Raw genomic sequence first — 20357 nt, 5'->3', positions numbered from 1 at the left:
GGTTCTATTTCCAAAATATTAAGGTTTTATTATTAAAACAAGGGAGTAGTACTCACATCTGGATCGTCTTTTTCTATTTCCGCCTGATATGAACTCCTTCCTTCACGCCTGTTTGGTAAAAAATTCACCTCACTGGCTTGTATTTCCGTCAGGTAACGCATAGTACCATCTTCGGCTTGCCATTTGCGTGTTCTTATTTTCCCTTCTACGTATATCAAATCTCCTTTATGAGTATAACGCTCTACTATTTCAGCCAATTTGTTGCGCACCACTATATTATGCCACTCAGCAGTTACAATACGTTCATTGGTCGCGCGGTTCAGATATTCATCATCTGTAGCCAAAGGGAACTGACCTATACAACTTCCTTCATTAAAATAAGTTAACTTTACCTTCTCACCCATTCTCCCAATGAGTATTACCTTATTCAAAGTCCCATTCATATATACTTAATTTCTTAAATTCTTTCTTTTCTCAAGGTCTAACCTCCAATCATTAATGACTAAGGTCTATTTGTAACCACAAAATTACAATATTTTTTATAACTACCAAAAAAACACACAAAATATTTTTATATCATTTTCCAAAAGCTCGCAATAAAGTTAGCAGTAAGTGCCGATACTGGATACTCGTGCAGTTCCTCCACTGTTATAGCATTGCCAAGCGTCTCCGTTTCTACAATCCAAAAGTGGGTATAAATATGCTGATGCGTCAGCTTGTGCACTATAGGCTGTTCGTTGTACAAGCTCAATGCTTTTTCGTCCGTGAGGGCAAGCTGTTGTTTAATAGTTGTAGCTGTAGCCACTTCAGTAGTTTCTATTAGCGGAAACTCGTACAATCCCTGCCATATATCCTTCGCTTCGCGCCGTTGCAATTGTGTTTTTTTATCTGCCGAAAGCCAAACTATGTAGTTGAAATAGCGTTTTTTTATCGTCAGCTTTTTCTCCTTTACAGGCAATCCTTCTACTTTTTTATGCTGAAAAGCCCAGCACTTATCACGCAGCACACAGCCATTACAATCAGGTGATTGTGGCACACATTGCAATGCTCCAAACTCCATTAGGGCTTGGTTGTGCAAGCCAGCTTGCTGCTTATCGAGTAATAGTACCGCCAGCTCTTTAAATTCTTTAGCTCCTTGGGTACTATTAATAGCCGTTTCTATACCAAAAACACGTGATAACACGCGGTATACATTCCCATCTACTACCGCACAAGGCTCATTATAGCAAAACGAAGCGATAGCACTTGCCGTATAATCACCAATACCTTTTAGTTTCACCAACCCCTCATAATTAGTAGGAAACACGCCCTTCAGTTCAAAGGTTATATATTGGGCTGTGTGGTGCAGGTTTTTAGCTCGTGAGTAGTAGCCCAAGCCCTGCCATAGCTTCAGCACCTGCGCTTCATCAGCTTTGGCTAAGTGCTGCACGGTAGGGAATGTAGCAAGAAAACGCTCGTAGTAAGGCAATCCTTGCACTACGCGCGTTTGCTGTAATATAATCTCCGATAGCCACACCTTATAAGGGTTAGTCGTTCCCCGCCAAGGCAGTGTGCGTTGTGCTGTAGCAAACCACGCTATGAGCCTGTCGCTAAACCACAAATGCTTATGAGTGTGTTTATCCGTAGGCATTACACCAATACGGCTGTACCGCTGGCAGTAACCATTAGCATTCCCCCATTGGCACCTACAGTTTCATAATCAAGGTCAATACCCACAATAGCATTAGCGCCTAATTGTGCAGCACGGTCTTGTATTTCTCTGAGAGCAGTTTCTTTACCTTCTATAAGCACTTGCTCGTAGGTAGTAGATCTACCCCCAAAAAAATCGGTAAGCGATGCCATAAAGTCTTTTATAGCATTAGCCCCTATAATAGTTTCACCTGTTACGATACCCAAATATTGTTTTACAGGTCGTCCTTCAATTGTAGGTGTTGTTGTAAGAATCATCGTTATTAATTTTTAGTAGTTTCTTCTGTTTTTTTATTTTCTTGAGTGTCATCGGTACCTTTGGTAGCATCTTTAAATTCTTTGATACCCGTACCAAGACCACGCATCAGTTCGGGAATTTTTTTACCTCCAAATAGCAGTAATATAAGTGCTACTATTATAATTACTTGCCAAGGCCCTACCATTCCTAAAAATATACTCAAATTCATAGTTATTGTTTATTGTTATTTTTAAATTCTATGCTTTTTATAATTGCCTCAAGCTCAAACATTACATCGCGTTTAGGCATCTGTGGGGCATACATAAAGCCCTCTACTACAAGCAAGCGGTTGTTCTCCTGATCTTCAATAATATAATTGATATAAGGACCTCCCAACGCAAAGTTCTTCACTTCCCATAAGCCCTTGCTTTCTATTGTTTTTCTATCCTTGAAAGTGAAAAGCTTAATGCTGGGCGCAAGATAACTTTCGGTAACCATATACATTCCTTTTTCAGGCCCTGGTATATAGAGTTTTCCTATAGAATCGCGCATCTTTACGATAGCCTGTGCTCTTGCCACCCCTTCGTTGGGAATACTCCCCAAAGGCATTTCGTAGAGGATAACACTTGCTTTGCCTCCTTTAATGTCGCGTTCTATCCAAAAGAAATTAGTTCCATATTTATGCGATTTATACAGCGAAGGCATCTTTAGCTTTACCCCTAAGGTTTCTACAGTAGCTGTTTCAGTATTCAATGAGTTCTCAAAGCGGTGTAGCGTTTCCTTCAGCTCATTTTCTCTAAACGCTTCTATGAGCTGCTGGTTGTATTCTTCTATTTTACAACAAATTTCGCGTATTTTATTCGTCTGTACAGTAGCGATAACTTGCGGACGGGCATACACATCTTCTTCTATAGTTACCTTTGGTTTATCGCCGCGTTGCACTATAAGTATATTACGGCTATTACGAGTATTGCCTTGAAATACTTGTGGTGGCATCTGGCGAAGCGTAAAAAGCGGCTCTTCATTGGGTAACCCATCTATAGCAGCCGCAAAATAACGCCTTATAGTATCGCCTACAGCACCTTTCCACAGCTCATCGTCTATCACTACCGAAACTGTGTTTATCTTCCCTACTGATGCTGGTAAATACTTCTCGTTATTGCTACCCTTATCGGTGCAACCTACAAGTAATAAAGCTGTTATCAAACTCAATAACAATTGTTTCATAAAAATATCTTTTTCCACTAAAAACACCTACCAAAATCGTTCCAAAATTACTTTTTTCGTAAAATATTTTTTTATACGACTGCCCCAAAAGTCTTCAAAAGAGCATAACGCATTAAAATTTAGTTGAAGCGCCACCACCGCCTGAACTTCCGCCGCCAAATGAGCCGCCCGAACCGCCACTCATTCCGCCAAAAAGACCTCCTGAGGCGCCAATATTGCGCGGCTGTATATTTTTATATATTGTTTCTTTATGTACCCTACCACACTTTTTACAAGTAAATAAATAGTTGATAATGTAGCGATACGCACTTTCTCTGGTTTCGGTTTTTCTCACCTCTTGCGTATTGGTAGCACCACAACCTTCACATACTATCGCTTTTAGCTGGCGGCGTTTCATTCTATCTATCACTATGCCGTAAAGAATGGCAATAGGCAGCAACAAAGTTAATGACAAAAATACAAGACAGCCAAAAGAGTTTCTATCTTCTTTCATCAGTGCATACTTTTTGTAGCCCGAAAAGTGAGGGTTTTTGCTTATTCTTTGCAAAGGGCGCAGCCCAAAGAGGTAACCCAAACTACTTAGTATTCCCACAAAAACTAAAATCCCTTTTACAGCATTACTTTCTTTGTTTTTCTCTCCTTCGTAATACCGATTAGCAAAATCCGACTTTTTCTTGATGATTTTATCTACTTCAGTAGCTCCAGCAATAAGTCCTCCACCGTAATCGCCACCTTTCATTTTAGGAATCATCAGTTCAGTTTGTATGTATTTGCAAAGTCCATCGGGCAGGTACTCTTCCAGCCCGTACCCCACTTCAAAAGTAATTTCACGCTCATCGGGGTTGGTGAGCAATAAAATTAACAGCCCGTTATCTACTTTTTTTTCGCCCAACTTCCAATAATTGAAGAGCTCAAAGGCAAACTCACGAGCATCTGCATACTTCTCGCGGTCTATAGCTGGGAGAATAACTATTGCCATTTGGGTAGTAGTGCTGTCGCGCAATTGCCTGCTGATAGCGTTAAGCGAATCGCGTTGCTGCGCACTCAAAATCCCCTGTGGGTCAGTTACATAATGGGCAGCGTTTTCTAATTGTACATTGGGTACTTGCTCTATGGTATAGCCTTTTGAGGGTTGTTCTTCAGCCTCAGTAGAGGTTTGCCCTATAGCGCACAAGGGAAACAAGGTTGCTATAAGGAGAGCGATAACAAACCTTTTCATTGTCGTAAAATCTTATTGTAATGTACTAAAATTCAAAGTCTGGGGCTTTGTTAGAGCCTGCTTCAGCTTGGTAATAAGCCACTTCTGTAAAACCTAAAAAACTCGCTACAAGGTTTTTAGGAAAGCTAAGCAACGATGTATTGTATACTTTAGCAGCATCATTATAACGCTTGCGCTCTACCGCTATGCGGTTTTCACAGCCCGCAATCTCTGTCTGCAACATCATAAAATTCTGATTAGCTTTCAGCTCGGGGTAGTTTTCACTCACAACCATCAAGCGCCCTAAGGCTTGTGAAAGTTCACCCTGTGCTTGCGATAGTTTTGCCATCGTAGCCTCGTCCAGTTTAGTAGGGTCTACAGTTATCTGAGTAGCCTTCGCCCTAGCCAACATCACTCGCTCAAGTGTTTCACTCTCGTGTTTTGCATACCCCTTCACCGTTTTCACCAAACTGAGAATAAGGTCTGTACGGCGTTGCAATTGTACCTCTATTTGCGACCATTTCGCTTTTACTTCTTGTTTTTGTACAATCAATCCATTATAAGTGCTGATAACAAACCAGCCCAATACAACAGCAATACCAATGTAAATCCACTTTTTACTTTTCATAGTTCAATTAATTATTTTTTTTGTTTTTTTCTATTTATTGATATACAAATTTCTTGCCGTCTTCGGCTAAATACACATTAGCAAACACCTCACTCGCCTCCTCCTTAAAAAGTTTTATATCGTTATACCGAGACGAATAGTGCCCCAGTATTAGCACCTCAGCATTAGCGTTTTTGGCAGTTAGCCCCGCTTGGTAGGCTGTCGAGTGCATCGTTTTGGCTGCCAATTCTTCGTTGTTTTTCAAAAATGTAGCCTCGTGATATACCACTCTTGCTCCTTTAATCTCTTCTGCCAAAGACTCAAAATACAAGGTATCACTACAAAAAGCATAACTCTGCGGCTTGTGAGGGGCAAATGTCAGTTCTTCGTTAGGTATTATCGTTCCGTTTTCCAGTACAACGTCCTTTCCGCTTTTTATGTTCTGATAATCACATTTTTCAATAGAAGGATAGTTGCTTATCGCTGTCATATCCAGTCGGCGTTCGCTTTCTTTTTCCTGAAAGAAAAAGCCGTTGGTATACACTCTGTGGCGTAGCGGGATAGTACGTACCAGCACTTTATCATCTTCGTACAGCACTTCCGATGTGTCTCCCGATAATTCGTGAAAGTACAAGGGAAAAGGTGTATAAGCCCCACCCAATTTCAGCACCAACAATACAGCTTCTTTGATGCCTTTAGGCCCGTAAATATGCATTTCGGCTTCTCTGCCCAAAAGCTGAAAAGTAGAGATAAGCCCAAAGAGTCCAAAGAAGTGGTCTCCGTGCAAGTGTGAGATAAAGATATGCTTAATGCGTGAGAACTTGGCATTGGCATTGCGCAAGGCTATTTGAGTAGCCTCACCGCAATCTATCAGGAAAAGGTGCCCTCTCATTTCTAAGAGTTGGGCTGTAGGTCGTGCATTGTTACGAGGGGTAGCACTATGGCAACCCAAAATGGTTAGCTCCATAACTCACGTTCTATTTCTTCTAATTCTATAAGGTCAAGGGCTTCTTGCACAGTGGGGACTATATTTAGGGTACTATCTGCCTCAGCCGAAGCAAGTGCTGCACTTACCACCACTACCGATTTTCGGTATTGTTCATTTTGTAGTTTTGCGATAGCCAGCAGCGGCTTTAAGTCCTTTATATTCCAATTTTCATCGGGGGATAGAGATATGATAAGGTGCTGAGCACCAAAGTCTCCAGCTTGTACCCCTTGCGCTAAGCCAGATAAATCTTCTTTTTTTAAGGTTATTTGGGTCATATTCTTTAGTCGTCAGTTCGTGAGATTATCAGCACCCTCTTTATTAATTGATAAGGTCAAAACCCGTGTATTTCCTTAATACTTCGGGAACTACAATTCCTTCGGGGGTTTGGTAGTTTTCTAAAATACCTGCCAACACACGTGGTAAGGCAAGCGAACTTCCGTTGAGGGTGTGTACTAAGCGATTTTTGCCTTGCCCATCTTTAAATCGCAATTTTAAGCGATTGGCTTGGAAGGTCTCAAAGTTAGACACCGAGCTAATTTCTAACCATTTTTGTTGTGCGGTAGAATACACCTCAAAATCATAGGTAATTGCCGAAGTAAATCCTAAGTCGCCACCGCAAAGTCGCAAGATGTGATAAGGCAATTGTAGTTCATTTAGAATACCTTTCACGTGTTCTACCATAGCATCGAGGGCTTTATAAGAGTTATCGGGGTGCTCTATGCGTACAATTTCTACTTTATCAAACTGATGCAATCGGTTTAGCCCGCGCACGTGCGCTCCATAGCTACCCGCTTCACGCCTGAAACAAGGAGTATAGGCAGTACAAAGAATAGGCAAGTCGTTTTCATTGAGGAGCGTATCACGGAAGATATTGGTTACAGGCACTTCCGCAGTAGGAATTAGGTAAAGGTCGTCTAAGCCTACGTGGTACATTTGTCCCTCTTTATCAGGAAGTTGCCCCGTGCCATAGCCTGAAGCTTCATTTACCACGTGGGGTACTTGGTATTCATTATAGCCTGCTTCGGTGTTTTTATCTAAAAAGTAGGTAATAAGGGCGCGTTGCAATTTAGCTCCTTTGCCTTTATAAACAGGGAATCCTGCCCCTGTGAGTTTTACGCCCAATTCAAAATCTATAATGTCGTATTTTTTAGCCAATTCCCAATGAGGTAGTGCATCGGCAGGTAAATTAGGAATAGTACCTGCTTCGTAAACTACTACGTTATCCGCTTCAGAAGTTCCTTCGGGAACCAAATCGCAGGGGATATTAGGAATTCGGTACAAGAGGTCGTTTAGTGCAGTTACTGTATCGTTTAGCTTGTCGGTAAGTGTTTTAATATCGTCTTTCAAAGTCGCCGATTCTGCTTTTAAGGCATTGGCTTTGTCGGTTTCGCCTGCTTTAAAAAGGTTCCCTACTTCTTTAGATAGGGTATTAGATTTTGCAAGTGTTTCATCTAGTGCCAGCTGTGTGCTTCGGCGTTTTTCATCAAGGGTGATAATTTCATCTACGAGTGCTAATTCTTTAAAATTACGCTTTTTAAGTCCGCTTATTACGCGGTCTTTTTCTTCTCTAATAGTGTTTAGTTGCAACATAGTTTTTAGGTATAGATTGTTGTTATTTCTTTTTGTTCCAGCGCAATATGCTCGATGGTTTTTTATATTTTTGGGTAATTGCAGTTACAAATTCGGTGGTGGCAGTGAGAATATCATCACTTTTCATAAAGTTTTCGCCTATCAAGAATCCCTGATAGCCGTATCCTTTGAGTTCTTTAACAACTTTAGGGTCGGAAATACCACTTTCAGATACTTTTACGTATTGCGAAGGTATTTTCATAGAAAGTTCTTTGCTCACATCAATACTTACTTCAAAGGTTTTTAGGTTTCGGTTGTTTACACCCACTATGGTTACTTCGCTGATGAGGTGTGAGGCTACTTCTTCGGCATTATGTACTTCTAAGAGTGTTTCAAGCCCTATAGAGTGAGCATAAGCGGCAAAGTTTTTCACTTGCTCTGGGGTAAGCACTGCGGCTATGAGCAATACAGCATCGGCTCCATAGGCTTTGGCTTCGGTTATTTGGTAGGTATCAATTACAAAATCTTTGCGCAGTATAGGCAGGGTGGTGTTGGCACGTGCTACCAATAGGTCGTCCAATGAGCCTCCAAAGTATTTACCATCGGTGAGTACCGAAATGGCAGCTACTCCTGCTTTTTCATAAGCCTGCACCACCTCAAAGCAATTGAGCGATTGGTTTATCACTTCTTTGGAAGGGGAACGGCGTTTGTGTTCTGCAATTACTCCACTTGCATTACTTTTGATAGCTTCAGCAAGCGAGTTGATTTTGCGCTCAAAAAGCACACTCTGTTCCAATTGCAACTGCGGTATTAGCTCTTTTTTATAAGCTACTTCACGTTGTTTATCTGCAATAATACGTTCTAAAATAGTCATTATCTTTATCTTTTTGGTTATTTTTGGTCTATCAGGATAAGCAAGAGGCTGTCCGAAAAGTTTTAAAAGTATGATTGCGCCACACACTTTGATAATCAGGTGCTTTTATTCACATTGTAGGGGCGATTGGCAAATCGCCCTCACAAAACAAAACCTTTCGGACAGCCTCTCTAAAGCTCTATAACGCTGTTAGGAATGCTATAAGTCCAAAAATGATACCTGGTGCATTAGCAAATATTATAGGCATATCACGTTTGGGCTTTTTCAGCAAGCCGTAAGCAATCCATAGGGTGCAGTTGATAGCTGCTACCAAAGGCTGTATGGGGTTGCCTTTGTGTCCTGCAAGGTTATCAGCAATTTGGGGTATGTATGATACATACATCCCTACCGCCATAATGGCAGCTGCATAACTTAGTACTGTAAAAAATTTGTTGTTTTCCATATTGAATTATTTTAAAATTTTCTTTTTTCTGTTCACCTAAGGGCTTTAGGCTAATCAGTATAATCGTCTTCTATGGGGAGAAGGAAAACTTCTTGGTTGATGACTTTTTGGGCAAAAGAAGCGATAGAATTATCAGAAAGTTCTTGCCTAAAGGCATCTCTAAAGGGTTTTACGCTCGCGTGCATAGGGCAGGGCTTGTCGTCTGAGCATTGTTTTAGGCTCATCACACAGCGAATAAACTTATCAGCTTCGCCTATTTGTTCCACTACGCTCATCAAAGGGGCTTCTTTTTCTTGGTCGGATAGCCAAAATCCTCCTCCTGGTCCTTTATTAGAGCTGATTACGTTTTTTCTCGCAAGTGTTTGTAATATTTTTGCCAAGAAGGGTGAGGGTATATGGAGCGCTTCGGCTACATCTTTTACGCCTATTTTACGTGTAACAGATGAGTGTACTGCTAAATAAATTACTGCATTAATGGCGTACTTGCTTGAGTTGGACAGCATAATTATTCTTTTTTATTATTGTTATTGTTTGTCTATCTGCCTGCTAATTACTAATTTTTGTATTTCGGTAGTTCCTTCGCCTATGGTACATAGCTTGGAATCTCTAAAGAATTTTTCTACAGGAAAGTCTTTAGTATATCCGTAACCTCCGTGTATTTGTACAGCTTCGGTGGCTACGCGTACGCATACTTCAGAGGCGTACATTTTTGCCATTGCCCCCGATAGGGTTACGCGCTGGTGATTGTTTTTTTGGTATGCCGATTTGTGTAGCAAGAGCTCTGAAGCTTCTATTTCAGTAGCCATATCAGCAAGTTTAAACCCTATGGCTTGAAGGTCTATCAGGCGTTTGCCAAACTGCATTCGTTCTTTGGCGTATTTAAGGGAAGCCTCGTAAGCACCTTTAGCGATACCCAAACTAAGTGCTCCTATTGAAATGCGCCCGCCGTCTAATATTTTCATTGCTTGAATAAAACCGTCACCTACTTCGCCTAAGCGGTTGGCATCGGGTATGCGGCAGTTATCAAATATCATTTCGGCAGTTTCGCTGGCGCGCATCCCAAGCTTGTTTTCTTTTTTACCTGCACTAAAGCCTGCTGTTCCGCGTTCTACAGCAAAGGCAGTGATGCCGTGTTTGTCGCCTTTTTCGCCTGTACGTGCTATAACTACGGCTAATTGTCCGCTTTTGCCGTGTGTAATAAAGTTTTTAGCTCCGTTCAGTACCCAGTGATCGCCGTCTTTCACCGCAGTAGTTGCCATACCGCCAGAGTCCGAGCCTGTATTGTGTTCTGTAATCCCCCAAGCGCCTATCCATTCGCCTGAAGCGAGCTTGGGTAACCAGCGTTGTTTTTGTTCTTCGTTGCCAAAACTTAGTATATGGTTAGTGCATAGTGAGTTATGAGCTGCTATAGAAAGCCCTATAGAGGGGTCTACCTTTGAAATTTCGTCAATAATTGCAATGTAACAGTGGTAGTCTAATCCTGAGCCGCCATATATTTCGGGTACTAAGATACCCATAAATCCTAAGCTTCCTGCTTTTTTAAATACTTCTACAGGGAACTCTTGCGTTTCGTCCCATTCCATCACGTGTGGGCGTACGTACTTTTCAGCAAATTCTTTTGCTGCTTGTGCTACCATCTGTTGTGTTTCCGAATAACTAAAATTCATTTATTATATTCTTTTTTTACAATCTAATTTATTAGAGGGGGGCAGGGGGCTTATCCTTTGGTGCGAGCCGCACAGGCTTTTATCTTTCGGTGCGAGCCGCACAGGCTTTTATCTTTCGCTCATCCTTCGCTCATCCTTCGCTCATCCTTCGCTTATCCTTCGCTGAAGCTATGCTTAAAATCACGAGGCAAAAATACAAAATATTTTTGAAACTGCAAAAATTAGTAGTTAGTCATTAGTCGGCGTACAAATACAGTTGTAGACGTTGTATGCGCTGGGGGCTAAAGCCTTCTATTTGTTGTAAATCTTCTATTTTTTGTATTTTTCCTAAAGAAGAACGGAGAGCTACTATCTTTTTTCCTTCGCCGTAATTGATGTAGGGTATCTTAGATAATTGGTACATATTGAGTTGGTTGATGTCTTTTTTTTCTATTACAGGGGCTGTTTTTACTTCAAAACGCTCGGCTACGCGCTCATAAACTTCTTTTTCTAAATGATATACCTCTGCTACTTGCTCTATATAGGTAAATCCACCTAATTTTTCGCGGTATTGGAGTATGCGTTTGGCAAATGCTTCGCCTATGCCGTAGATTTTCATCAAAGTTTCGGCAGTAGCTGTATTGATATCTTCTTTAGGGGGCAACTTTGGTTGTTCATGTGTCTTTTTCGCTTGTGATGCCCAGCTGGGAAATTTAAACGCCGGACTTATCCTTGCCAATACACTATCACTTACTTTGGTAATTTGCTGAAATTCTTTAGCCGAATTGAGGTATTTGTCTTGCGCTCTAAAGGCTTGCAAGCGGTCGTACTGTGCGGGTGTAAGCCCTATTCTGAAGGCTTTGTAATCGGTAAGGAAGTTGGGGTTGAAGGGGTAAATAGTATCGTGCTTGTGGTGAGAGGCAAGCGAGCGCAGGGAGTCTATTTCGCTGTCCAAACTTGTTACTATGTGGTTGTTGAAGTCTCTTTTTTGCTGGTTGTAGTAATAGAGTAGTACTTCGGCTGCTGTTATCAGCACGCATACTATCCATATACCGCGTAATTGTTGGTGCGAAAACGACATTTTTTTATTCTTAATTTATATTTTTAGTCTGGTAATGTTTTTTTTGCAAAAACAGGCAGCCTTTACGAGGCTACTACAGCTATTCCTTTAGCCTGAAAAGCTGCTATCAGCTGTGCTATATGGGCTGCACCATTCGTTTCTACCGTTATTAACACTTCTTTATCGCGAAAACGAGATAAATTCTTAAACTGATTATGTGCTAATTTTATCACATTAGCACCTTCTTCAGCTATAATCTGAGTAATTTTAGCAAGTTCACCAGGCCTGTCGGGGATACTTACTGCAAAATTAAAAATCCTATTGCGGCTAACCAAACCTTTGCTAATCATCGAGGCTATCATCAATACATCAATATTGCCACCGCTCACTATCGGCACTATTTTTTTAGCTCGTTCTTGCAGTTTTTTCAATGCTGCCATAGCTAATATACCCGAGTTTTCAGCTATAATTTTATGTTTTTCTACCAATAGCAAAAACGATTCAGTTAGCTCGTAATCATCAACTGTAATAATCTCATCTACATACTCTCTAATGAGTGCGAGGGTAAGTTCCCCTATACGTTTTACAGCAGTACCTTCGGCTATGGTATTAGCTTCAGGCAAAGTTACTAAGTGGTTTTGCCGTAAAGAAGCTGTTGCAGAGGCAGCTCCACTAGGCTCTACTCCTATAATTTTAACATTAGGGTTGATGTGTTTGGCTACACAAGCCACCCCCGATATGAGTCCACCCCCGCCTATCGGCACTACAATTACATCGGCATCGGGCAATTCTTCTAATATTTCAAGGGCAATTGTACCTTGCCCTTCAATTACATCAGGGTCGTCAAAAGGATGCACAAATACGTAGCCCTCTTGGGCTTCTAATTCTTTGGCTTTTTGGTAGGCATCGTCATAAACATCGCCGTGCAAAATCACCTCAGCTCCGTATTTTTTAGTAAATTCTACCTTTATGAGAGGCGTTGTTTTGGGCATTACGATAACTGCCTTTATGCCAAGTTCACGAGCTGCATAGGCTACCCCCTGCGCGTGATTGCCTGCCGAAGAGGCTATCACCCCTCGTTGCTTTTCGGCTTCGGTAAGCTTTCGTATTTTGTTGTAAGCGCCACGCAGCTTAAACGAACCCGTTTTCTGTAGATTTTCAGGCTTTATATAAACTAAATTCCCCGATTCTTCACTAAATATAGGACTATAAATCAACCGTGTTGGCAGCAACACGTCCTTTAAGTGTTCAGCTGCAGTAAGAAAATTCTCCAATAGTTTTATTTTTTGTTTTTTTTAATCACTAACGCATCATTTCGTGTGCCCAAACACGCTTGTACTGAAAGCCTGCAGCGGTGAGTATCTTCTCTTTATGAAGGTCTTCAAGGTAAGCGAGCTCGCCAGCGTATAGTGGTTTGCTAAGGCATTCTACGGCTACAGCAGGCTGGTTGTTTTCGGGGCGCAAGAGCACATCTATAGTATAACCGCCAAAGTGATAATCCTGAGTAATATCGCTGTCGGGGTGTTGTGCTTTGAGCTTTTTATAAACTTCGTTCTTGAAGTGGCTTTCTGCCCTATGAGCTATATTGTTGTGCTTATGCCCATAACGGTCTAATTCGGCAAGGATTTCTTGTCTCGCACTTTCGTTATTATCGCTCACGGCTTTGCTGTATGCCAAATAAGCATATAGCACAGCGCGCCTATTGTTGGCACCCTCTTGTGCCAAAGCGTCTTTATAGGCTGCGTAAATTTCTTGCGGAATAGAGTTGCACACGTATATTTGTTCTTTGGCACGAGTGATGATTACATTCAGCAGCTTATAACCTTTGGTATGATTTAAAGGACCAAAGGCTTGTACAAATTTGCCGTCTTTCTTCTTGCCATAGGTAACCGAAAGGATAATCACATCGCGCTCATCACCTTGTATGTTCTCAAGGTTTTTGATGAATAAGCCTGCTGCCTCAAGTGCAGCGATTTTCTCACGAAATGCCTTATTGGCAGGGTCGTTTTGCTTTTGCAACAACTGCTTGCGTATGTAATTGCGCTGGGTGATGTTGAAGGTAGCTATCCCCACAGAGGGGTAAGAGCCATCGGCACGTGCGGGCAGCTCCTCCAATAGGCGCAACACCTCAGCCGCTTCTTCTTTATTGATGTGTTCATCAAAAACCCCGTCTACTTGCTTGAATACTATAGGTGTAAAGACCTTGGTATTAGGCAAAGGACGCAAGCGGGCGTTATAGAAAGCGTGATTAGAGAAATCTATCAGGTGAGGGTGTTTAGAACGGTAATGAAAATCTAAGTGATTTTTATTGAATTGATACTCAAGAGCGTAATCCAACAAAGACTCTATATTGAGCATCGCATCTTTATAGCTAATCACCTCACCTTCACTTTCGTCATCATCTTCGTCTTCGGCAGTACCGTCAAATACTTTACTGAAGTAATTGGAAGGAGGCATCTGGTGCTCATCGCCTGCAATAACTACAGTTTTGCCTTTGAGCATCGCTGGCAAGTTGTCTTCCAATTTCAACTGACTTGCCTCGTCAAAAACTACATTATCAAAATAGAAGTTTTTGCCTTCAAACAGGTTACAACAAGCATCGGGGGTAGTGAGTACTATAGGGAAGAAGTTAGTAAAGAGATTCACATCGTGCATCGCAATTTGGCGCAGCGGCAAGCGGTTGTGCTTTTCGCTTTTGCGCTTGTTGTACAAATTGGCTACCGTAAGTTCGTTATGATTATCCTCAAAGGCTTTTACAGCCAAACGCTGCTGCTCATTCCAATAGTTTTCTATAAACTGTTGTTGGGTAGCGGCAAAGTCTTTCAAGAGGGTGTCCAAATCGGAATAATGGTGAGCTGAAAAGTTTAAAGACGCATCGGCGTGGTGCTGTAATAACAGCGGGTAGTATGCCATCAGCAATGAGGCTTCCCAATGCGTTACAGATTGTAATAGCTGCACGCACTGTTGTTGGAAAGCGGTAAGCGACAAATACCATTGTTGCCACTCATAAATGAGTTTCAGCGGGTGAGCGGCATCTGCCTGATATTGCTTGTAGGTGCTCACTACTTCTTGCAGGGCTTTGCTGAACTCGGCAAAGGTATTCCCCCAGCTGGTGCGTTTTAACCACTTATCATTAGTAAGCTGTGTTTTAAGCTGTTGCACTTGCGATTGTAGCGTTTGCAAACTAACATCGGCAAAAGCAGCATTGTTAAAACCCAAAAGATTTAGAGCCGCAAAGTCTTCAGATATACGTTCGTCAAAATTAGCTTGTAAGGCAACTATTTTCTGCAAATAATCGGTAATAACAGATTTGTTGTGATAAAGATTTGCCGTAATATCTACAGGCTGCAAATTGGGATGCGTGCTCATTGCCTTCACTGCTGTACTGATAGCAATAAGGCGTTCTTGGGTGCGCAATACTTTTTTCTTCGCTCCCGAAAATACCGAAGCCAATTTATAAAAGAACCCTGCTGTTTTTTCAGGCTGATACACCTCCGAATTTTCGGGCAGCATAGCGGTGAGCAGGTCGTATTCGTTGTGATAAGCGGTAAGCTCTTGCAGCTGGGTGTCAAACTCTTCTTGGCGTTTTTGGTGGTAATATTTGCGGTAGTTCTCTACGGTGTCGCCTATGGCTTGGGCTTGCTGCTCGTATTGTTGGAAAGCTTCGGCTAAGAGCTGTTGTGTGGTGAATAGATTCTGGGCAGTAAGGGTAACAGGATTGAAGAAATCACTTGCCTTATAAGGCTTAAAAGCCTCGTAAAGGCGTTGCCCCTGCTCCCACAAAGGGGTGAGCATTTGCCATTCTTCATCGGTAAAGGCAAAGTGTAAGCCTGTGAGGTTTAGCTTTTCGGCTTGCGGCTCGTGCTGCATCATTGCGGCAACTATATCCGTCCACGTTTGTCCTGCTATCAGCACGCTATTTAGTTTCTCGTGAATAGCATTGATGTGCCTTTTGTGCTCTTGCATAGCCGCAACTTGCTTATCAACAAGTATTTCGCTTACATTGTTAGAAGGTTTCCTAAAATCCTGACTGTCAATAATATTACGTACTGCTTCCACTATCAATCGGCGGTCGGTAACGGGGTCTTTTATCATAGTGCAGTAGTTGCCCAGTTCCTTTTGCTGTAAGGCGTTGTACAACACTTCCAGAGCGGTTTGCTTTTCGCATACCACTAAGGTTTTTTGTTTGTTTTGAAGTGCATTGATAAGAAGTGCCGTAAGCGTTTGGCTCTTGCCCGTACCTGGCGGACCCTGTATGAGTATTTTGCGCTGCTGGCGCAGTTGTTCTAATATACTTTGTTGGGAAGGGTCGGTGGGAACAGAGGTAAGTGTTTGAAAAGTATCATTGGCAGCAAACTCTTCGGGCTTAAATTGCGTTATCAGGCACTGATAGTCGGCAATGATATTTTGTTTCTGTACCTCAAAAAGCGATAATATACCGCATTTTTCTATCAAAGCATCTCCGCGATTGGGCAATAGAGCCTCATAATCCTGTTTGGTTTTCAATGCCCCCATAGCAGCTTTATCATCGGTAAGAAAATCCAATGATTGCTCTACTTTTAGTTGTTGCAGCAAGTCGGCGCAAAGGGTGTAAAGCTCGTTGGCATCAATAATGCCGTCTTCGAGCATCTCATCGGGAATGGGTTTCAGGCTAATCCCCGAATCGTTTTGTAAGTGGTTGATGAGTACCTCGTTCAGGTAAATAGGGTCATCTTCATTACGAGAGAGTTCCCAAGTGTTCATCTGTGAGGTAGGTTTCATCTTTATTTGCCATATCAGCACAGGGGCAGCCGTAAGTTGCCCATCGTTACTATCGCGCCTTAGCAGTATGGGGTAGCCAAAGCCCAATGTATTTACACCTTTTTCAGCCCAAATTACCTCATTCTGAAAGATAAGGTTTTCCACACTACTCACTATTTTTTGTAGTAGCGCTTCCTCTTTCTCATTTTTCTTGCTATTTTCAATAGAAAAAGAAAATTTCACATTGCGCACACTCATCAGTTCTGTTACAAACTGTTGTGGCAGTGTAGGCACAATAGCCGATAAGCGCGCTATATCAAATTTATAGCGAGAATTGGCAGGCAAGGCGTTGAGATGTACTCCACGCCTGTTGCCTACTTTTAATTTGTTCTGAAAGGTAGCAAATACTTCTGGTGTCATTTTTACTAACTATCGCAACTCAGCACCTAATTGCTCTTTAAAAGCCGTTTGCAGGTGCGTCATTGTTTTTTCTATTTGTTTATCGGTAAGGGTTTTGTTCTCGTCTTGCAAGATAAAGCTCACAGCATAGCTCTTTTTGCCCTTTGGTAATTTATCACCTTGGTATACGTCAAAAAGGTTTACGCTCTTCAGCAAACTCTTCTCGGTTTGGAATGCCAACTGATGTATTTGTGCAAAGCTAATTTGCTCATCTATAAGCAATGCCAAGTCGCGGCGCACTTCGGGGTATTTAGCAATTTCTTTATAAACTACCTTATGCCCTTGGGCAAGTTGTAGGATAGCTTCCCACTGCAAATCAGCAAAGAATACTTCTTGCTTGATGCCGAAATCTTTTAGCACACTCGGCTTGATGATGCCTATACCCCCTAATGCTGTATCACCCACTTGCAAGCGCAAACCTTCTTGCCCAAAAGAGCAAGCCCCTTCGGGCAGCGGTAGCATTGTAACTCCTTGTATGCCTACACGTTCCAAGATACGTTCTACAACCCCTTTTAGCTCGTAGAAAGTAACCTTTTGGGCAGGAGCACCCCAATATTCTGGTTGTGCATTGCCTGTAAGATAAAGTGCCAAGTGTTTGCTTTCGCTATACTTGCCATTATTGAAGTGATAGTTCTTGCCAAACTCAAACAATTTCAGGTCGGTGCGCTTGCGGTTGATGTTATATGCTATCACTTCCAAGCCAGAAAACACAAGGTTTTTACGCATATAGCCCAAATCGGCACTCAGCGGGTTTAGCAATTTCACCGCCGTTTCGGGGTGGGTAGTATAGGTAGTGATTTCTTTTTCTGAAACCAAACTATTGGTCATTATTTCGTAATACCCCTGACCTATAAGTTGTGTAGCCACTACATTTTGCATATTCAGGTCGTCATATTTAGACGAATGCGACATTGTAGCGTTTATCTTTTCAGAAAAAGTAATGTTGTTATAGCCATAAATACGCAATATTTCTTCTATTACATCGGCTTCGCGTTGCACATCAACACGATAAGTAGGTATCAGCAAGCCCAAACCGCGTTCGGTAACCGAATTGACCTTAATATCCAACGAGTGCAATATAGATTTGATAGTATCACGAGGTATTTTTTGCCCTATGAGCTTGTCTACGTTTTCAAAAGCAAGGAATACCTGAAAATCTTCGTATTTTTTAGGGTAAAAATCAATAACATCTGATGAAATCACCCCTCCTGCAATATTTTCAATCAGTACCGCAGCATACATCAAGGCAAATTTACATTCTTCAATATTGATACCACGCTCAAAACGATAGGAAGCATCGGTATTGATAGCGTGCCTTTTAGCCGTTTTGCGCACCGCTACAGGGTCAAAATAAGCACTCTCTAAAAACACATTGCGCGTAAAATCGGTAACACCAGAGTTTTCACCACCCAATACCCCTGCTATGCAAAGCGGTTTTTCGGCATCGCAAATCATAATATCTTCTGCATCAAGGGTACGTTCTACGCCATCAAGGGTTTTGAATTTAGTACCCGCTTGAGCGTTTTTCACTACAATTTTGCGCCCTATAATATGGTCGGCATCAAAGGCGTGAAGCGGTTGTCCTAAGCCGTGAAGCACATAATTAGTAGCATCTACTACATTGTTTTTAGGGGTGATGCCTATTGCCCTAAGACGGTGTTGCAACCACGCAGGCGATTCGCCCACACGCACATTGCTAATGGTTACCCCCGTGTAACGAGGCACCAGCTTGCGGTTGCTTACCTCAATGTCTATTTTTAAAGAACGATTATCTACGTGAAACTTGGTTACCGAAGGTGATATAAGCTCTAAGTGCGTGCCTTTTTGCATCAAGCCTGCACGCAAGTCGCGCGCTACGCCGTAGTGGCTCATCGCATCGGCACGGTTAGGAGTAAGCCCAATCTCGAAGACCTCATCAGTAACCACCTCAAATACCTCGCTACAAGGGGTACCCACGGCGTATTTATCGTCTAAAACCATAATACCCTCGTGGCTATTGCCCAAGCCCAATTCATCTTCGGCACAAATCATTCCGTAGCTTTCTTCACCTCGTATTTTTCCTTTCTTTATCTGGAAAGCATTGCCCTCTTTGTCGTACAATACAGTGCCAATAGTAGCTACAGGCACTTTTTGCCCTTCAGCTACATTAGGAGCCCCACACACTATTTGCAGCGGAGCCTCACTGCCCACATCCACTTTGGTAATCTTGAGTTTATCGGCGTTGGGGTGTTTAACACACTCTAGCACGTGCCCTACCACTACCCCTTTCAGTCCGCCTTTCACACTCTCATAAAGTTCCACACCTTCTACTTCCAAACCCAAATCGGTAAGAATTACCGCTGTGTCTTCTGCCGAACTATCTACTTTCAAATACTGCTTTAACCAGTTATAAGATATTTTCATAATATAATTGCTTATCTTTCTTTATTTTTTTACATTTGGCAAACTTTCATTGCCCGTACAATCTCACTAACTTCTAATGACTAAATCACTAATCCAAAGATTGATTTTCTTGGTTTGATACGTGTAGCATATCGGCAAACTCCTCAGGAGTAAGGTTGCCGTAATAGAAATGTATTGGGTTGATATGCTCGCCGTTTTTCATTACCTCGTAGTGCAAGTGAGGAGCTTCCGAACGCCCTGTGCTACCCACTTTACCTATCAAATCGCCTCGTTTTACTTTTTGCCCAGCGCGCACATTATAAGCTGATAGGTGTCCGTAAAGTGTTACATAACCATAACCGTGATCTATACGGATGTGATTACCATAGCCCGATGACCCGTCATCAGCACGAATAACAACCCCATCGCCAGCAGCATATACGGGAGTACCCTGAGGCGATGAAAAATCCATACCGTAATGAAACTTACGCGCTTTTGTAAAAGGGTCGGTACGCCAGCCATAGCCCGAAGCCATACGCTTCAAGTCTTTGTTATTCACGGGCTGTATAGCAGGGATAGAAGCCAAGAATTTTTCTTTTTCTTTGGATAACTTTGTAATGTTATCCAACGATTTCGATTGCACAACTATTTGCTTGCGCAACACGTCCATTCGCTTGGTAGCATCGGCGATGAGCTTAGAGCCGCCATATTTTTCCAAATCTTTGTACTTGTTAGGATTGCGCAACCCACCCTTACGGATACTATCAGGGATAATAGGAGCGTTGAAGTACAAGCGGTACATATTGTTATCGCGTTCTTGCAAATCGGCAAGTACCTCCTCCATCAGTTCCATTTTTTTATTGAGAATCTGATAGTTATTTTCGTAGTTTTTTATTTCGCGGGCTAAAGACACTTCGCGTGGGGTAAAGAATAGGCTCGAATTATTCATTACTACAGATAACAAAGCACCAAAGAGAGCAGCCGCCATCAAGAACACCAATACATTACGTACTTTAGTGCGCTTTTTATTTCTGATACGCTTATAGGAAAGCGTGTCGGGGTCATAATAATACTTTACCTTTTTCATAACGGCAAAGGTACAAAAAAAACTGAATAGAAGCGTATTCTTTCTAAAAAAAAATTGTAATTTTGCAATTATTAAGTGCTATGCGAGCGGCACAAGCCATCTATGATATTGCCGGTGCTACCTGCACCCAAAATTCCCCGTGCGGCTCACA

General features: G+C 42.0%; 19 protein-coding genes. All 19 read right to left on the bottom strand.

Features of this window, described 5'->3' with window-relative positions:
- Nucleotides 1–32: 32 nt before the first annotated feature.
- Complete coding sequence (locus tag J4N46_RS03100; protein WP_009416368.1) at nucleotides 33–443, bottom strand: single-stranded DNA-binding protein; 411 nt, start codon at nucleotides 441–443, stop codon at nucleotides 33–35.
- A 128-nt stretch (nucleotides 444–571) separates the two neighbouring features.
- Complete coding sequence (gene mutY / locus J4N46_RS03095) at nucleotides 572–1630, bottom strand: A/G-specific adenine glycosylase (RefSeq protein ID WP_208058131.1); 1059 nt, start codon at nucleotides 1628–1630, stop codon at nucleotides 572–574.
- The gene (locus J4N46_RS03090) at nucleotides 1630–1947 is read right to left on the bottom strand and encodes a YbjQ family protein (protein WP_208058130.1); all 318 of its coding nucleotides are present in this window, start codon (nucleotides 1945–1947) and stop codon (nucleotides 1630–1632) included. The genes mutY and J4N46_RS03090 overlap by 1 nt, the downstream gene beginning before the upstream one ends.
- 5 nt (nucleotides 1948–1952) lie before the next feature.
- The gene (gene tatA / locus J4N46_RS03085; protein ID WP_208058129.1) at nucleotides 1953–2156 is read right to left on the bottom strand and encodes a twin-arginine translocase TatA/TatE family subunit; all 204 of its coding nucleotides are present in this window, start codon (nucleotides 2154–2156) and stop codon (nucleotides 1953–1955) included.
- A gap of 2 nt (nucleotides 2157–2158) precedes the next feature.
- Entirely contained in the window at nucleotides 2159–3154 is a 996-nt protein-coding gene (locus tag J4N46_RS03080) for a DUF4837 family protein (protein ID WP_208058128.1), read from the bottom strand.
- A gap of 112 nt (nucleotides 3155–3266) precedes the next feature.
- Nucleotides 3267–4373: a TPM domain-containing protein gene (locus tag J4N46_RS03075; RefSeq protein ID WP_208058127.1), complete on the bottom strand. Its 1107-nt coding sequence runs from the start codon at nucleotides 4371–4373 to the stop codon at nucleotides 3267–3269.
- Between the two features lie 25 nt (nucleotides 4374–4398).
- Nucleotides 4399–4980 carry a LemA family protein gene (locus J4N46_RS03070; RefSeq protein WP_208058126.1) on the bottom strand — a complete coding sequence of 194 codons (582 nt, stop codon included), beginning with the start codon at nucleotides 4978–4980 and terminating at the stop codon, nucleotides 4399–4401.
- A 34-nt stretch (nucleotides 4981–5014) separates the two neighbouring features.
- Entirely contained in the window at nucleotides 5015–5926 is a 912-nt protein-coding gene (locus tag J4N46_RS03065; RefSeq protein ID WP_208058125.1) for a ribonuclease Z, read from the bottom strand.
- Nucleotides 5917–6222, bottom strand: coding sequence for a hypothetical protein (locus J4N46_RS03060; protein ID WP_208058124.1), 306 nt, complete (start codon nucleotides 6220–6222; stop codon nucleotides 5917–5919). Before J4N46_RS03060 ends, J4N46_RS03065 begins: the two co-directional genes overlap by 10 nt.
- A 43-nt stretch (nucleotides 6223–6265) precedes the next feature.
- Nucleotides 6266–7537, bottom strand: coding sequence for a serine--tRNA ligase (gene serS / locus J4N46_RS03055; RefSeq protein ID WP_208058123.1), 1272 nt, complete (start codon nucleotides 7535–7537; stop codon nucleotides 6266–6268).
- 22 nt (nucleotides 7538–7559) lie between these two features.
- Nucleotides 7560–8390, bottom strand: coding sequence for an indole-3-glycerol phosphate synthase TrpC (trpC, locus tag J4N46_RS03050; protein ID WP_208058122.1), 831 nt, complete (start codon nucleotides 8388–8390; stop codon nucleotides 7560–7562).
- Nucleotides 8391–8568: 178 nt separating this feature from the next.
- Nucleotides 8569–8832, bottom strand: a complete 264-nt coding sequence (locus J4N46_RS03045; RefSeq protein ID WP_208058121.1) for a SemiSWEET family transporter — start codon at nucleotides 8830–8832, stop codon at nucleotides 8569–8571.
- A gap of 50 nt (nucleotides 8833–8882) precedes the next feature.
- A complete protein-coding gene (locus J4N46_RS03040; RefSeq protein WP_009416380.1) occupies nucleotides 8883–9335 on the bottom strand; it encodes an RrF2 family transcriptional regulator in 453 nt (150 codons plus the stop codon).
- A gap of 21 nt (nucleotides 9336–9356) precedes the next feature.
- A complete protein-coding gene (locus J4N46_RS03035) occupies nucleotides 9357–10499 on the bottom strand; it encodes an acyl-CoA dehydrogenase family protein (RefSeq protein ID WP_009416381.1) in 1143 nt (380 codons plus the stop codon).
- A 235-nt stretch (nucleotides 10500–10734) separates the two neighbouring features.
- Nucleotides 10735–11559, bottom strand: a complete 825-nt coding sequence (locus J4N46_RS03030; RefSeq protein ID WP_208058120.1) for a ComEA family DNA-binding protein — start codon at nucleotides 11557–11559, stop codon at nucleotides 10735–10737.
- A gap of 62 nt (nucleotides 11560–11621) precedes the next feature.
- Entirely contained in the window at nucleotides 11622–12821 is a 1200-nt protein-coding gene (gene ilvA, locus J4N46_RS03025) for a threonine ammonia-lyase (RefSeq protein WP_208058281.1), read from the bottom strand.
- 19 nt (nucleotides 12822–12840) lie between these two features.
- On the bottom strand, nucleotides 12841–16698 hold the full coding sequence (locus tag J4N46_RS03020; RefSeq protein WP_208058119.1) for an AAA domain-containing protein: 3858 nt from the start codon (nucleotides 16696–16698) through the stop codon (nucleotides 12841–12843).
- 9 nt (nucleotides 16699–16707) lie between these two features.
- Nucleotides 16708–19140: a phenylalanine--tRNA ligase subunit beta gene (pheT, locus tag J4N46_RS03015; protein ID WP_208058118.1), complete on the bottom strand. Its 2433-nt coding sequence runs from the start codon at nucleotides 19138–19140 to the stop codon at nucleotides 16708–16710.
- A gap of 88 nt (nucleotides 19141–19228) precedes the next feature.
- The gene (locus J4N46_RS03010) at nucleotides 19229–20206 is read right to left on the bottom strand and encodes a M23 family metallopeptidase (RefSeq protein ID WP_034557476.1); all 978 of its coding nucleotides are present in this window, start codon (nucleotides 20204–20206) and stop codon (nucleotides 19229–19231) included.
- Nucleotides 20207–20357 lie beyond the last annotated feature (151 nt).

This window comes from Capnocytophaga bilenii, from assembly GCF_017565765.1.
In the GTDB taxonomy this organism is placed as follows: Bacteria; Bacteroidota; Bacteroidia; order Flavobacteriales; family Flavobacteriaceae; genus Capnocytophaga; species Capnocytophaga bilenii.
Note: the sequence above shows the minus strand (reverse complement) of the source record. Positions and strands in the feature narration are given on the sequence as shown.